Below are 14,236 nucleotides of genomic sequence, written 5' to 3'. Positions count from 1 at the left end.
GACACAGCCTTCTGCAACACGCTTTAGGCCCTGTCTTCAAAGTCCCGCCTGGCCTGCGACGCCTGGCACGGCACCTCGCCGCGTTGTCGGAATCGCCCAAGTACGCCCAGTACAAGGCCGATCCTCCGCCTTGCGATGCACCGCACCAGCCGCCGCAGGCCCCGCCCTACGGGCGGACGGCGCTACTTTGAAGACAGGCCCTAGGCGGCGCCCGCCGCACCGGACCGCGTCCGCACGGGAGGGCCCGCGCGAGCGCCGTTGACACCTCCAGGGTGTCGCCATAGCCTCGATATCGTTCGTCATACAGAACGAGGAGGCGCGGTGAACCGAACACGAGTCGTCGTCATCGGCGCCGGAATCATCGGCGCCGCCTGCGCCCGTGAACTCGCCGTCGCCGGCTTCGACGTACTCGTACTGGACCGTGCCGGGGCCGCCGCCGCGACCACCTCGCACGGCGAGGGGAACATCCTGGTCTCCGACAAGGGCCCCGGTCCGGAGCTGGAACTCGCCCAGCTCTCCCGGCGGTTGTGGCCCGAGGTGCTGGCCGCCCTCGCCGGGCGAGCCCCCTCGTCGGACGCGGTGGACGGCGCGGACGCGGTCGAGTGGGAGCCCAAGGGCGGCATCGTGGTGGCCACCACCGCCGAGGGCGCCGAGGCGCTGCTGCCGTTCGCGGCGGCCCAGCGCGCGGCCGGGGTACGGGCCGAAGCCCTGGACTCCGACGCCCTGACGGCGGCCGAGCCCTTCCTCACCGAACGGCGGGCCGCCGCCGTGTACTACCCCGACGACGCGCAGGTGCAGCCGGCCGGCGCGGCCACCGCCCTGCTCGCCGACGCGCTCCGGGCCGGGGCCCGTCTGCGTACCGGCCGCGAGGTGCTCGGCGCCGTCGTACGCGGCGGACGGCTGACGGCGGTGCGCACGACGGACGGGCCGGTGGAGGCCGATGTGTTCGTCAACGCCGCCGGGCCGTGGTCCGGCGAGGTCGCCCGGCGGCTCGGCGTTCCGCTGGACATCCGCCCGCGCCGCGGTGAGGTCCTGGTCACCGCTCCCCTGCCGCCGACGGTCTTCCACAAGGTGTACGACGCCGACTACGTGGGCGCGGTGGGCAGTGGCGCGGGCGATCTGCGGACGTCGGGCGTGGTCGAGTCCACCCGGGCGGGCACCGTGCTGCTCGGGTCGTCGCGGCGACGCGTCGGCTTCGACGACCGGCTGCGTCCGGAGGTGCTCTCGGCGATCGCGGCCAAGGCGCTCAGACTCTTCCCGTCGCTGGCGGGCGTTCATGTGATGCGGGCGTACGGGGGCTTCCGCCCGTACGTCCCCGATCATCTGCCGGTCATCGGCGCCGACCCGCGGCTGTCCGGTCTCTGGCACGCGACCGGTCACGAGGGTGCGGGGATCGGACTGTCGGTCGGGACCGCGCGGCTTGTGCGCGAACTGCTGACGGAACGTCAGACGTCCATCGACGCGGGCCCGTTCCGCGTGGACCGGCCGGCGGTGCTCGGCACCGAACCGCCCGTCGCGACCGAGGAGGAAGCATGAGCCCACGTCTCGTACCCGCCGGGTCCGACCCGGCCGGACGCCGCGACCGGCCGCTCACCATCACGGTGGACGGCGAACCGCTCACCGGCATCGCGGGCCAGACCCTGGCCGGGGTGCTGCTGGCCGCCGACCGGCCGTCCTGGCGCCGGGCACCGTCGGGGGCGCCTCGGGGCGTGTTCTGCGGCATCGGCGTCTGCTTCGACTGCCTGGTGACGGTGAACGACGAGCGTGACGTACGGGCGTGCCGCCGCCGCGCCCGGGACGGTGACGCGGTGACCACGCAGTCACGGGCCACCGGCGAACGGGACAGCGGCGAACGGGACAGCGGGCGGGACGACGGGCGGCGGTCGCGGTGACGGAATCGGTGTCGGGATCTGGGACGGGATCAGTGCCGGGATCGGTGGCGGGTCGTCAAGTCGTGGTCGTGGGAGCCGGACCCGCCGGTCTCGCCGCCGCCGGCGCGGCCCTGGCGGCGGGCGCGCGAGTGACGCTGATCGACACGGCCGAGCAGCCCGGCGGCCAGTACCACCGCATGCTGCCCGAGGCGTACGAGGCCACCGACCCCGGCGCCCTCCAGCACGGCTACGACTCCTTCGACCGGCGCCGCCGCCAGGTGCTCGGACACCCGCGCTGCGCGTGGTGGGCGGAGAGTTCCGTATGGGCCCTGGAGCGCCGCGACCCCGGCGTCGACGGGCCACCGCTGGTGCATGTCCTGAGCGGTACGCCCCGGCGCCGCCATGTGCTGGAACCCGACGCCCTGGTGCTCGCCACGGGCGCCCACGACCGGGTGCTCCCCTTCCCCGGCTGGGACCTGCCCGGCGTCTACACGGCGGGCGCGGCCCAGGCGCTGGCCAAGGGAGAGCGTGTGGTGGTCGGTGACCGGGTGGTGGTCGCCGGCACGGGGCCGTTCCTGCTGCCGGTGGCGACGTCACTGCTGGAGGCCGGATCACGGGTGCTCGCGGTCCTGGAGGCGGGCCGGCCGGGGGCCCTGGCGCGTGGCTGGCTGCGCCGCCCGTGGGAACTCGCGGCGCAGCCCGGCAAGTCCGGCGAACTCCTCTCGTACACAAAGGTGTTGGCGCGCCACCGGGTCCCGTACCGGTGGGGCAGAACGGTCGTCGAGGCGCGTGGTGACGGCCGGGTGGAGGAGATCGTCAGTGCCCGGGTCCGGGCGGACTGGTCGGTGGTGCCCGGCAGCGAACGGGTCACCGCCGTGGACGCCGTGTGCGTCGGTCACGGGTTCACCCCGCGGCTGGAGCTGCCGGTCGCCGCCGGGTGCGCGCTGCGACCGACGCCGGACGGGGCGGCCGGATCGCCCGCCGAGGCGTTCGTGGCGGTGGACGACGACCAGCGTACGAGCCGGCCCGGCGTGTACGCGGCGGGCGAGATCACCGGTGTCGCCGGTGCCCCCGCCGCTCGTGCCGAGGGCGCCGTGGCCGGCTGGATCGCGGCGGGCGGCGACCCGGGCTCGCGGGCTCTGGCCGCTCTGCGCCGGAACCGCGACCAGGGCAGGGCGTTCGCCGCCCGGCTGGCGCTCGCCCATCCCGTCGGCCGGGCCTGGCCCGGCTGGCTGCGTCCCGACACCGTGGTCTGCCGCTGCGAGGAGACGACGTACGCGGCGGTGTGCCGCTCGGCCGCCGATCCCACCAGCACGGAGCCGCAGGTGGCGAAGTTGGCGACGCGGGCCGGCCTGGGGCCGTGCCAGGCCCGTATCTGCGGACCGACTGTCGCCGAATTGCGCCACCGCCACCGCCACCGGGACGGCGCGAACCGGACGTCGGAGCCCGACGGTGCGGGTACGGCGCCGACGGGCACCGGCCACCCGTCGCCCGGCCGCCCCTGGCCCGACCACCCGTCGCGCGACAACTCGTCGCCCGACCGCCCCTGGCCCGTCGGCCCCCATCACCGGCCGGTGGCCGAGCCGATCAGGCTCGGCGAGCTGGCCCGCCCGCCCGAGCCACCTCCCACGTTCCCCAACTCCCCTGTGGAGGAGAGCACTTCATGAGCCGTACCACCAACCCCCTGACCGGGGTCGTCGTCGCGACCGCGCTGCCGTACCGGCAGGACCCCGCCGCCCCGGCCGGCCTCGCCGTCGACTACGACACGTACGCGGACCACTGCCGCTGGCTCGTCGACAACGGCTGCGACGGGGTCGGCCCCAACGGTTCGCTCGGTGAGTACTCGTCGCTGACGGACGAGGAACGCCGCACCGTCGCCCGTACGGCCATCGAGGCGGTGCGCGGCCGGGGCAAGGTCGTCGTCGGCGTGCACGGGCCGGGTTCGCACCAGGCCGTGCGATGGGCGGAGGCCGCGGCGGAGGACGGCGCCGACGGGGTGCTCTGTCTGCCCCCGACGATGTACCGGGCGAACCCGGGGGAGGTCGTGGCGCACTTCGAGGCCGTCGCCGCCGTCGGGCTGCCGGTCATGGTCTACAACAACCCCGTGGACACGAAGGTCGACCTGACGCCCGCGCTGCTCGCGGAGATCGCCCAGATCGACAACGTGCTCGCGGTGAAGGAGTTCTCCGGCGATGTGCGTCGGGTGCTGGAGATCAAGGAGCGGGCTCCCGGCCTCGACGTGATCAGCGGCGCCGACGACGTGGCGCTGGAGAGTCTGCTGATGGGGGCCACCGGATGGTTCGCCGGCTTCCCCAACGTCTTCCCCGCCGAGTCCGCCCGGCTGTTCCGACTCGCCACGACGGGGCGGCTGGAGGAGGCCCGCGCCCTCTACCGGCCGCTGGTCGCCGCGTTCCGGTGGGACTCGCGCACCGAGTTCGTCCAGGCGATCAAGCTGGGTATGGAGATGGTCGGCCGTTACGGCGGCCCCTGCCGCCCGCCGCGCGGGCCCCTGATCCCGGCGCACCGGGAACTGGTCACCGCCGAGATGCGGCGGGCGATCGACTTCCTCGCCACCGAAACCGTGGCCGCCGCCTCAGCAGTTCCGGAAGCCCCGGAAGCTCCCGGAGCCCCGGAGGCCGCGGAAGGAGGGCGGGACTGATGCGCAGCGTGCGGACGATCAGCGCGGTCGACTCCCACACGGAGGGCATGCCGACGCGCGTGGTCACCGGCGGCGTGGCGCCCGTCCCCGGCGCCACCATGGCCGAGCGCCGCCACTACGCGAGGGAGCACCTGGACCCGCTGCGCCGGTTCCTGGTCGACGAACCTCGCGGGCATCCGGCGATGAGCGGCGCGATCCTGCAGCCGCCGACCCGCCCCGACGCGGACTGGGGCGTCCTGTACATCGAGGTCAGCGGCTTCCTGCCGATGTGCGGACACGGCACGATCGGAGTGGCGACGGTCCTGGTGGAGACGGGGATGGTCACGGTCACCGAGCCCGAGACCGTGGTTCGCCTCGACACCCCGGCCGGTCTGGTGGAGGCCCGTGTGAGGGTGCGCGACGGGATGGCCGAGAAGGTCACGTTGCGCAATGTCGACGCGTTCGCGCTGGAACTCGACGCGAAGGTGGCGGTGCCGGGGCTGGGCGAGGTCCGGTACGACATGGCGTACGGGGGCAACTTCTACGCCGTCGTCGATCTGGCGTCCCTCGGGCTGCCCTTCGACCGGGCGCGCAAGGACGACATCCTCGCGGCGGGCCTCGCGATCTCGGCCGCGATCGACACGTACCACCCGCCGGTGCATCCCGCGGACCCGATGATCCGCGGCTGCAAGCACGTGCAGTTCCTCGCGCCCGGTTCGGACGCCCGCCACTCACGTAACGCCATGGCCATCCAGCCAGGTTGGTTCGACCGGTCCCCCTGCGGCACCGGTACGTGCGCCCGTATGGCGCAGCTCCACGCCCGGGGAGAGCTGGAGTTGGACACGGAGTTCATCAACGAGTCGTTCATCGGGACGCGGTTCACCGGGCGGCTGGTGGGGACCAGCGAGGTCGCGGGCGTCCCGGCCGTGGTGCCGGAGTTCTCGGGCCGCGCGTGGATCACGGGTACGGCCAACTACCTGCTGGATCCGACGGATCCGTTCCCGAACGGCTTCGTCCTCTGAGACTGCCGCGCCCCCGCACAGTCGGGGCGCGGCGTCAGGCCGGTTGTCAGGCCCCGCAGAACGGCACGGTCCGCATGAATCCTCCGAGGTTCTCGTCGTCCGTGCCGGCGAGGGCCTCGCCGGATCCGGGCAGACACTCCAGCCCCTCGATCTTGTATCCCGGGAACGTCCCGAGCACGGACGGGGATGCCGCGAGTGCGACCCGCACCCGCCCGGCCGCCGACACGGTCACCCGGCCCACGTCACTCAGCCCGGAGTCGAACGGGCCGTCGTCACCGGCGTCCGCCGCCGAACTCGCGATGATCCGGCCGGAGTCGGTCACGGCGATGTCGGAGATGTGGCGCACGGCGTCACCGGTCGGGTACGTCGCCCGGTAGGCCCGGCGTGTCACGGTGCCGAACTGTGTCTGCCCCCACGGAGCGAACGAGAGCGGCGCCGCGTACAGCGTCGCCGGGCGGTCCGCCCCCGTTCCGCGGTCCGCCCACAGGGCGGCGAGCTTCCCGTTCTGGGCCACGAGCGCGAAGCTCTCGAAGTCGTCGCCCTCGCCGATCGCGGGCAGGGGCGTGTAGTCGACGACGGTCGCGGTGGAGTCGGTGACCTCCAGGCGGTAGACGATGCCGCGGGCGGCGAGCGCCAGATACTCCCCCGGTGTCCCAGGGACGGCCTCGATCGCTTCCAGGTCGACGGGTTCCGGCCCGTCCCAGGTGATCAGGGAGACGCTGTCGGAGCCCTCCCGGTGGGTGACGCGGGACAGCCGCGGCTGTCCGCCGCGCTTGTTGTCGTGCACGACCAGGGCACGCACTTCGGCGCCGTCCCCGGCACGGCCTTCGTACGCGATCCCGCTGACACCGCTGCGGGAGTCGCCGCCCACCTTCCGCCATTCCCCGGCCGCGCCGGCCGGGGCGGTGCCGAGCATCGTCAGCAGCGCGGTCGCCGCGGTGAGCCGGGCCGTGCGCCGCGACATCGGGAGTTTCACTGGGGTCGCTCGCCTTCTCTCGCCGAACGGCGCGTGGTCACGCGCCGGGCGTCAGGCTAATGATCATGGTGAGCGGGTCCCAACTGGCCTTACGCCATTCGGGCGTCGGTGTCAGCCGCGGTCCGTGTGCCGGTCGCGCTCGTGGAGGTAGTCACCGGTCTCGGCGGACGCGTGGAGCATCGCGATGGCGCGGGTGTGGAGGCGGTGGCGGCGCTCGGCGATCGCGGAGGCGGCGGAGGCGGGGGATGTGACGTCGCGCAGTTCCCCCAGGAGCGGCGCGATCTGGGCCAGCATGTACCCGCCGCGGCGCAGTTGGTGGACGATGTTGGCGTCTCGTACGTCGCCGGGCGTGTACGTCCGGTACCCGGTGGCGGGATCCCGTCGCGGGTGGAGCAGACCGGCCCGTTCCCACCGTCGCAGCGTGGCCGGGCGGAGGCCGAGTCGGTGGGCCAGGGCGCCGATGGTGTTGGTGCGCTGCGAGGGTCGCTCGTCGGGGGCATGGGTCAGCTCCGTCAGCGCTCGCTCGACCGTGTCGAGGGTGTGCCGGTCGGAGAGCAGTTCGGCATGGCCGCGGTCGATGACCGTGAGCGCGTCTTCGGTCCGGTCGGTGTTGAGCAGCGTCATGACCGAGCGGGCGGCGGCGTGGCCGTGGGCCGGGATCAGCGCGAGAAAGGTCCGCAGGGCGGCGACATGCACGCTGGTGTAGTGCCGATAGCCGGAGGCGGTGCGCTCGGCGGCGGGCAGGATGCCGGCGGCTTCGTAGTTACGGACGGCCTGGCCGGACAACCCGTGCGGCCGTGCGAGATCTACGGGCCTCACATGTCCCCCTGTTTGAAGGTTGGCCCGCTGATCACCGGCATGTCAGCCTCCAACTTTAAACCGAAACATCAAATATACCATCAAATGCATGGCAATCGAATCTCTGACAACTGACGAATCACCGCACGCGGCCGTCGAGCGGTTTCTGAACGCACGGGGACAGCGGCCCCGCCTCCTGGGCCTCGGCGAGCCCTTCCACGGCGAGGAGACCTTCCCGCTCCTGCGCAACGACCTGCTGCGTGGGCTGGTCGGCCACACGGGGTGCCGATGTGTCGCGCTGGAGTCGGACTGCCTCGCGGGCCGGCTGGTCGACGACTACGTACTCGGCGGCACCTGGCATCTCGACCAGGTGATGGCCGACGGCATCAGCCACGGGTTCGGGGCCTTCCCGGCGAACCGCGCGCTGGTGGAATGGCTCGGCGAGCACAACCGGGGACGCGCTCCGGGGGACCAGGTGCGTTTCGCCGGATTCGACGCGCCGATGGAGAACAGCGCGGAGAGCGGGGCACACAGCCCCCGGGCCGCCCTCGACATGCTGCACACCTTCCTCATGGCCAACCGCCCCTCTGTGCCGCACAGTTGGAGCCGGATCGAGGATCTGCTCGGCGACGAGGCCCGGTGGACCAACCCGGCCGCCACGATGGACCCCTCGCAGTCCATCGGCGATTCGGCCGGGGTCCGCGAGCTGCGGCTGATCACCGACGACCTCGGCCGGCTGCTCACGTCCCAGGCACCGCAGTTCACCGAGGACAACACGTCGGACGCGGTGCCGACGGACGCGCTGCCGTCGGACCCGCTGCGGGACGCCGAACTCGCCGCCCGCACCGCCGCCGGGCTCCTCGCGTACCACGCCGTCCTGGCCCGGACCGATCCGCGGGAGCGGATGGAGAGTTGCATGGGGATTCGCGACGCGATGATGGCGGCCAATCTGCGGGCTCTCGCCACCCGGGAACACGACCACGGCCACGGGCCCGTCCTGGCCTTCACCCACAACGAGCACCTGCGGCGCAACGCCGCCCGGAACGTGGGGTGGAGCCCGGCCGGCGCCCATCTCGCGCGCACGTACGGCCGGGACTACGTCGCCATCGCCACCGCGATCGGTTCGGCGCCGCACCGGGGCATCGGCGAACCACCGGCGGACACCGTGGAGGGCCTGCTGGCGGCGACCACCTCGACACCACGGCTGGTGCCGCTCGCCGAACTGACCGAGCTGGTGGCGGAGTCCACCGCCCTGACCACACGCGCGACGGAGAACCGCGGCTACTTCCCGCTCGACCCGGCCAGGCTCACCGACTTCGACGCGGTCCTGTTCCTGCCCCACATCGCCCCGCCCGGCCCGGCGACGGAAGCGGGGTAGGCACGCACCGTACGTCGGCTCGTCAGGGGGCGCGGTACCGACCCCCGCCGTCGTGACCCCACGCACGGCGATCGTCACGACCGTACGCCGAGGCCGCCCCCGCTCGGGTGTTGGGCAGGTCGCGGGTCAGGGTGGGGACCGGGCGGGGGATCGTGCCGAAGTCGTGGTCCGGGTCGACGGGGAGACGGTTGATGACCGCTTCCAGCCGGGCCGGGAGGGTGGGCCGGTCGCCGGAGCGGCACTGGGTGAGCAGTTGGTGGCGGATGCTCTCCGGCAGCAGCGGACGGGCGGGCGGTGCGGGCGCGGCACTGTCCGGGGCGGCCAGCCGTCGCGCCTGCGCGCGCCAGTGCCTGGCGTCACTGAACTCGGCACGCCGCCCGTGCGCGAGGGAGAGACAGAAGGCGGCGGTCCGGTTGCCGCCGCCCGCGGCGAACTGCCACCAGAACTGGGCCCCGTCGTGGTCCCGGGTCAGATGGAGCAGCGCGGCGAAGACGACAGCGCCCTCGGGGTCCGGCCGGTCGTCATCGGCCAGCCGTGCCAGGGCCGTCGCGGCCTGGGGGGTGTCGACGATGAGGGCGACCGCGAGGTCGAGATCACGGGCGGCCTGCTCGTGCGCGGCGGCAGGACGCGGGGTCCCGGGGGCTGCGCACAGTCCCGAGCCCGAGCCGGAGCCCGAGCCGTGGCGGGAGGCGGGGCCGCACCCTGGATTCGGCGCGTCCGCCTGGGCGTTGACTCGTCGCCTGGCGGCTTCGGTGTCGTAGTCGGCGTAGGTGTCGGCGAGGACCTCCGCCTGGTCGAGCAGGTCTGTGATGGAGGCGGGGTCGTTGGTGCGCACGTCTACTCTTCCGTCTCGGTCGGGTCGGTCTCCACGTTCAGCTCGCGGGCCAGGCGTCGGCGTGCGTGCCGTACGTGGGAACGTACGGTGGCGAGTTCGATGCCCAGATACTCGGCGACGTGTTCCTCGTCCTCGCCCAGGACGAAGCGGAGCACGATGACGTCGTACTGGCGCTCGGGCAGACCCGCGATGGCCGCGTACAGGCCCAGTTCGCCCTCCAGGACGGCGAACTCGTCACGCGTCCCGTCGTGCGTCCCGTCGTGCGTCCCGTCACGCGTGCCGCGCAGGAGGAGTTTCCCGATGGCGGCGTGGAAGGCGGCCGTGCCCACCAGGAGCGGTCGCAGTCCGCGTTCGTCCAGCCGGCGGTGGACCTCTTCCTTCAGCAGCGACCACGCGTACCGGGACACCGACTCCTGGGCCAGTACGTACTTCCAGTCGCTCTTGAGGCGCGCGCAGGCGGTGTCCACCACGGTCTCGGCAGCGGGCCGGCCACCGACCTGGGTGTGGGCGTAGCGCATCCACAGCCGGCGGTGGTGGTCGTGGAAGGCGTCGAAGGTCAGGCCCAGCCGTTCCTGCCGTACGTCCTCGGCGTCCCGTACGTCCTCGGCGTCCCGGGCGGCGTTCACATCGACACCGCGCGCCTCGAAGGAAGGAGCAACCATCACGTCGTACCGGTCCTTACGTCGACCCGCGAAGATCCGAACGGCGGTTCCCCCCACCACCACGACTTCCGGATCGAGTTCCACATATGTCCTTGGGTGACTGATCACCGCACCGCTCCACGGCGGAGGGCGTCGGCGGAGACTTGGCGTCTCAAACATCAGCCAACCGGAGGAAGGCCTTTCTCCGCAGCCCATCCCCCAACTTTCTTCACTGGCAGCAATAGTATGACTACTCAGGCGGTCGCGCGTCGCCTTGGCGTCATGTTCCGGCGGTTGCCCCCCGCAGGCGGTGGGAAGTGAACCGCGGTGGCGAGGACGGGCGTCGGTACGGCGCGCACCCGGCCCGATCGAATACCGACGAACCCCTGGGGGCGTGGCATGACGGACAGCGGCACGGTGGATCTGAAGCTGGATCAGGCGCATTCGGCCCGTATGTACGACTACTACCTCGGCGGCACCACGAACTTCCCCGCCGACCGGGAAGCCGCCGGCAAGGCCCTCGCCGCCTTCCCCTCCATCCTGGCCACCGCCCGTATCAACAGGCGCTTCCTGCGCCGCTCCACGCGGTTCCTCGCGCAGCAGGGCATGACGCAGTTCTTCGACATCGGCACCGGCATCCCCACCTCCCCCAACCTGCACGAGGTCGCCCAGGAGGTCACCCCCTCGGCCCGCGTCGTCTACACCGACAACGACCCGATCGTCCTCGCCCACGCGCGGGCACTGCTCCACAGCCACGCCGAGGGCCGTACCGCGTACGCCCACGCCGATGTCACCGACCCCGCCGGACTCCTGGCGACACCTGAGATATCGGGCACGCTCGACTTCACCCGGCCCATCGCGCTGAGCCTCAACGCCCTGCTCCACTTCATCACCGACGACCGTGTCGACGGCGGCGCCCACAGCATCGTCGAACACCTCAAGGCGGCGCTTCCTTCGGGAAGCACCCTCACCATCACCCACGTCACCCCCGACTTCGACCCCGACGGAATCGCCCGCCTCACCGGTGCCTACCGGGCCGCCGGCACCCCCGGCCAGGCTCGCCCCCACGCGGACATCACCCGTCTCTTCGACGGCTGGGAGCTCCTCGATCCGGGTGTCGTCCCCACCCAGCGGTGGCGCCCCGCCCTCGAAGACCAGGCGGAGAACGTCACCGACGCGGAAGCGGCCTGCTACGCGGGAATCGCCCGCAAGCCCTGACCGGGAGCGCTACGGCCTGTCCTGGGGGAGCTGTTCGCGTACCCAGGCGGGATCGGGGTTGACGTGCGGCCGGCCCGCCACGAAGACCGTCGGAACGGTCTCGTCGCCCGCGTTGGCCGCCCTCACCGCCGCCGCTCCGGCCGGGTCGCGCCAGATGTTGACCCAGTGCAACTGGCGGGCCCTGCGGCCCAGTCGGAAGCGCAGGCGCAGACAGTACGTGCAGCCCGGCCGCCAGAAGACGACGGGCCGCCCGTCGACCGCGCTGCGGCGCTGGGCCTCCGGCGCACCGATCGACCTCGGGAAGACCAGCGGCGAGTGCACGCCCGCGAGCACCACGAACCCCAGCAGGGTTGCCACGGCCGCGCCGGGGTCGCCCCTCAGGATCAGCCCGGCGGCGACGGCTGAGCCGCAGAGCACGAACAACATCGGCAACATCCACACGCGCATCATGACGACCCAGGCTATCGACGCGCCGGACCGCGCCTCGAACCACTCCTGGGACCGCGCCTCGGACCGCGCCTCGAACGACGCCCCGGATCGCGTCTCGGACCACGCCGTTCGCCTCCCCCGCCGCGCCGTTCGTCTCCCCGGCCGGCACCAACTCCGTACTGGCCGGTAGAGATCTATGCGCGGCGGGGCATCCACCTCTACCGTCGGGGCACCGTTCCGAGCCCGCCCACCCCGGACCGGGCGCCTTGTCCCGCTCCCCGCCCAGGAGGTTCCATGTCACCCCCCACTCCCCGTCGTTCCAGAAGCAGACTCGCGATCCTGGCGATCGTCGCGGCCCTGGGAGCCGCCTCGTTCACCGCCCCTCCCCCGGCCCTCGCCTCCGGCGGCACGGCGGGCCGTACGGCCGACAGCGCGGCGAGCAGCGCGGCCGGCGACGCGGACTATCTCGTCGGGCGCGGTATCGCCGACGTCACGGGCGAGGCCGCCGAGACCGGGATGATGGGCTATTCGAGCTTCGACCAGAAGACGTCCGGCATCCACCAGCGGCAGCGGTCAAGGGCGTTCGTGGTCGCCGACCGGTCGAGCGGCAAGCGCGTGGTGTACGTCAACGCCGACCTGGCGATGGTCTTCCAGTCCGTGCAGCAGGGCGTCATCTCACGCCTCAAGGAGCGGTACGGCAGCCTGTACGGCGACGAGAACGTGCTGCTGTCCGCCACCCATACCCACTCGGGACCGGGCGGCTACTCGCACGACGTCGCGTACAACCTCTCCGTGCTCGGCTTCCAGAGCGCCACCTACAAGGCCATCGTCGACGGCATCGTCGAGTCCGTCGTCAAGGCTCATGAGGATCTGAAGCCCGGCGGCATCAGTCTGGGCACCGGCACGCTCACCAACGCCAGCGTCAACCGCTCCCGGACCGCCTTCGACCGCAATCCCGCGGCCGACCGGGCGGCGTTCCCGGGCGGCATCGACCCGGCCATGACCGTGCTGCGTTTCCGGCAGGGCGACAAGGACGCGGGCGCGATCAGCTGGTTCGCCACCCACAACACCTCGATCACCAACAAGAACACGCTCATCAGCCCCGACAACAAGGGCTACGCCTCCTACGCCTGGGAACACGATCTGGAGGGTGTGCGCTATCTCGACAACACCCCGGGGTTCGTCGCCGCCTTCCCCAACACCAACGCCGGCGACATGTCCCCCAATCTCAATCTGAGGCCCGGATCGGGCCCGACCGAGGACGAGTTCGAGAACGCGCGCATCCTCGGTGAACGCCAGCTGGAAAAGGCGCGCGAGATCTACCGGAACGCGAAGCCCGTCACCGGCGGTGTCGACTCCCGGCTCGCGTACGTCGACATGGAGAACGTGACGGTGGACGGGGCGTACACCCCGGACGGGCAGGAGCACCGCACCTGCCCCGCCGTCGTGGGCGCGTCCACCCTCGCGGGCAGCGTCGAGGACGGTCCGGCGCTCCCCGGCTTCGAGGAGGGCATGCGCACCCCCGTCGCCTCCATCATCGAGGCGCTGCAGATCGACACCCCGGCGTGGCTCGCGACCTGCCAGTACCCGAAGGCGAGCCTCGTCCCCACGGGCCTGCTGAGCAACGTTCATCCGGTCACTCCCAAGATCCTGCCCCTGCAGATCATGAAGATCGGCGAGCTCCATCTCGTCGCGGGGCCGGGCGAGTTCACCATCACCTCCGGACTCCGGGTCCGCCGCACCGTGGCGGAGCAGCTCGGTGTGCCGCTCGACCGGGTGCTGCTCCAGGGGTACGCGAACTCCTACAGCCAGTACGTGACGACACCGGAGGAGTACGACTCCCAGCAGTACGAGGGCGGCTCCACCCTCTACGGCCGCTACACGCTGCCCGCCTACCAGCAGGAGTACGCGCGGGTCGCGGCGTCCCTGCGCGACGGCACCACGATCGAGCGGGGTACGGCGCCGCCGGACGAGTCGGGCCGGCAGTTCAACTTCCAGACCGGTGTCGTGTACGACAACCCGCCCCCCGGCAGTTCGTTCGGTGCCGTCCTGACCCCGCCGGACCCGTCGTACGGCCGGGGCAGCACCGCGACGGTCGAGTTCGCCACCGGGCACCCCAAGAACAACCTCCGCCGGGGTGGCACCTTCTTGGAGGTGCAGCGGCTGGTCGACGGGAAGTGGGTGCGTGTGCTGGACGACGGTGACTGGCGGACCAAGTACCGGTGGACGCGTACCAACGGTCTCACCGGCACGTCGAAGGCCACCATCACCTGGGACATCGGCGCCGACACCGTGCCGGGCACCTACCGGGTCGTGCACCACGGCGACTCGAAGAACCTCCTCGGAAAGATCACCCCGTTCACGGGAACGTCCCCCACGTTCACGGTGAACTGAGCACCGGGCGGCCGGGCCGGCGGCGTACCTCCGCCG

Annotated in this window: 13 protein-coding genes; 8 read left to right on the top strand and 5 right to left on the bottom strand. The window is 72.3% G+C overall.

Annotated elements, in window-relative coordinates:
• Positions 1 to 321: 321 nt before the first annotated feature.
• Genes ACFUN8_RS33470 through ACFUN8_RS33450 form a run of 5 tightly spaced genes read left to right on the top strand, consistent with a single transcriptional unit; the run spans position 322 to position 5,531 of the window.
• Entirely contained in the window at positions 322 to 1,536 is a 1,215-nt protein-coding gene (locus tag ACFUN8_RS33470; protein ID WP_383646075.1) for an NAD(P)/FAD-dependent oxidoreductase, read from the top strand.
• The gene (locus tag ACFUN8_RS33465) at positions 1,533 to 1,892 is read left to right on the top strand and encodes a (2Fe-2S)-binding protein (RefSeq protein ID WP_383646072.1); all 360 of its coding nucleotides are present in this window, start codon (positions 1,533 to 1,535) and stop codon (positions 1,890 to 1,892) included. Before ACFUN8_RS33470 ends, ACFUN8_RS33465 begins: the two co-directional genes overlap by 4 nt.
• Positions 1,889 to 3,538: an FAD-dependent oxidoreductase gene (locus ACFUN8_RS33460; RefSeq protein WP_383646069.1), complete on the top strand. Its 1,650-nt coding sequence runs from the start codon at positions 1,889 to 1,891 to the stop codon at positions 3,536 to 3,538. Before ACFUN8_RS33465 ends, ACFUN8_RS33460 begins: the two co-directional genes overlap by 4 nt.
• Positions 3,535 to 4,530: a dihydrodipicolinate synthase family protein gene (locus tag ACFUN8_RS33455; RefSeq protein WP_383646066.1), complete on the top strand. Its 996-nt coding sequence runs from the start codon at positions 3,535 to 3,537 to the stop codon at positions 4,528 to 4,530. The genes ACFUN8_RS33460 and ACFUN8_RS33455 overlap by 4 nt, the downstream gene beginning before the upstream one ends.
• Positions 4,530 to 5,531 (top strand): proline racemase family protein, encoded by a 1,002-nt coding sequence (locus ACFUN8_RS33450; RefSeq protein ID WP_383646063.1) that lies wholly within the window; start codon positions 4,530 to 4,532, stop codon positions 5,529 to 5,531. Before ACFUN8_RS33455 ends, ACFUN8_RS33450 begins: the two co-directional genes overlap by 1 nt.
• Before the next feature lie 46 nt (positions 5,532 to 5,577).
• On the opposite strand, the gene ACFUN8_RS33445 is transcribed toward ACFUN8_RS33450, so the two are convergent.
• Together ACFUN8_RS33445 and ACFUN8_RS33440 are read right to left on the bottom strand one after the other, a co-directional pair.
• Entirely contained in the window at positions 5,578 to 6,495 is a 918-nt protein-coding gene (locus tag ACFUN8_RS33445; RefSeq protein ID WP_383646060.1) for a hypothetical protein, read from the bottom strand.
• 123 nt (positions 6,496 to 6,618) lie between these two features.
• Positions 6,619 to 7,326, bottom strand: coding sequence for a MerR family transcriptional regulator (locus tag ACFUN8_RS33440; protein ID WP_383646057.1), 708 nt, complete (start codon positions 7,324 to 7,326; stop codon positions 6,619 to 6,621).
• Positions 7,327 to 7,414: 88 nt separating this feature from the next.
• Between ACFUN8_RS33440 and ACFUN8_RS33435 the strand changes: the two genes are divergently transcribed.
• Entirely contained in the window at positions 7,415 to 8,683 is a 1,269-nt protein-coding gene (locus tag ACFUN8_RS33435; protein ID WP_383646055.1) for an erythromycin esterase family protein, read from the top strand.
• 22 nt (positions 8,684 to 8,705) lie between these two features.
• On the opposite strand, the gene ACFUN8_RS33430 is transcribed toward ACFUN8_RS33435, so the two are convergent.
• Entirely contained in the window at positions 8,706 to 9,518 is an 813-nt protein-coding gene (locus ACFUN8_RS33430) for a glycoprotein (RefSeq protein WP_383646052.1), read from the bottom strand.
• Between the two features lie 2 nt (positions 9,519 to 9,520).
• The gene (locus tag ACFUN8_RS33425; protein ID WP_383646078.1) at positions 9,521 to 10,180 is read right to left on the bottom strand and encodes a sigma factor-like helix-turn-helix DNA-binding protein; all 660 of its coding nucleotides are present in this window, start codon (positions 10,178 to 10,180) and stop codon (positions 9,521 to 9,523) included.
• 378 nt (positions 10,181 to 10,558) lie between these two features.
• Between ACFUN8_RS33425 and ACFUN8_RS33420 the strand changes: the two genes are divergently transcribed.
• Positions 10,559 to 11,377, top strand: a complete 819-nt coding sequence (locus tag ACFUN8_RS33420) for an SAM-dependent methyltransferase (RefSeq protein ID WP_383646049.1) — start codon at positions 10,559 to 10,561, stop codon at positions 11,375 to 11,377.
• Between the two features lie 9 nt (positions 11,378 to 11,386).
• On the opposite strand, the gene ACFUN8_RS33415 is transcribed toward ACFUN8_RS33420, so the two are convergent.
• Entirely contained in the window at positions 11,387 to 11,827 is a 441-nt protein-coding gene (locus tag ACFUN8_RS33415; RefSeq protein WP_383646046.1) for a glutaredoxin domain-containing protein, read from the bottom strand.
• A gap of 273 nt (positions 11,828 to 12,100) precedes the next feature.
• On the opposite strand from ACFUN8_RS33415, the gene ACFUN8_RS33410 reads away from it, so the two are divergent.
• A complete protein-coding gene (locus tag ACFUN8_RS33410) occupies positions 12,101 to 14,200 on the top strand; it encodes a neutral/alkaline ceramidase (protein ID WP_383646043.1) in 2,100 nt (699 codons plus the stop codon).
• The last annotated feature ends 36 nt before the right edge of the window (positions 14,201 to 14,236 follow it).

The sequence above is a fragment of the Streptomyces sp. NPDC057307 genome (genome assembly GCF_042667665.1).
Lineage (GTDB): Bacteria > Actinomycetota > Actinomycetes > Streptomycetales > Streptomycetaceae > Streptomyces.
This window is presented reverse-complemented; position numbering and strand designations above follow the sequence as displayed.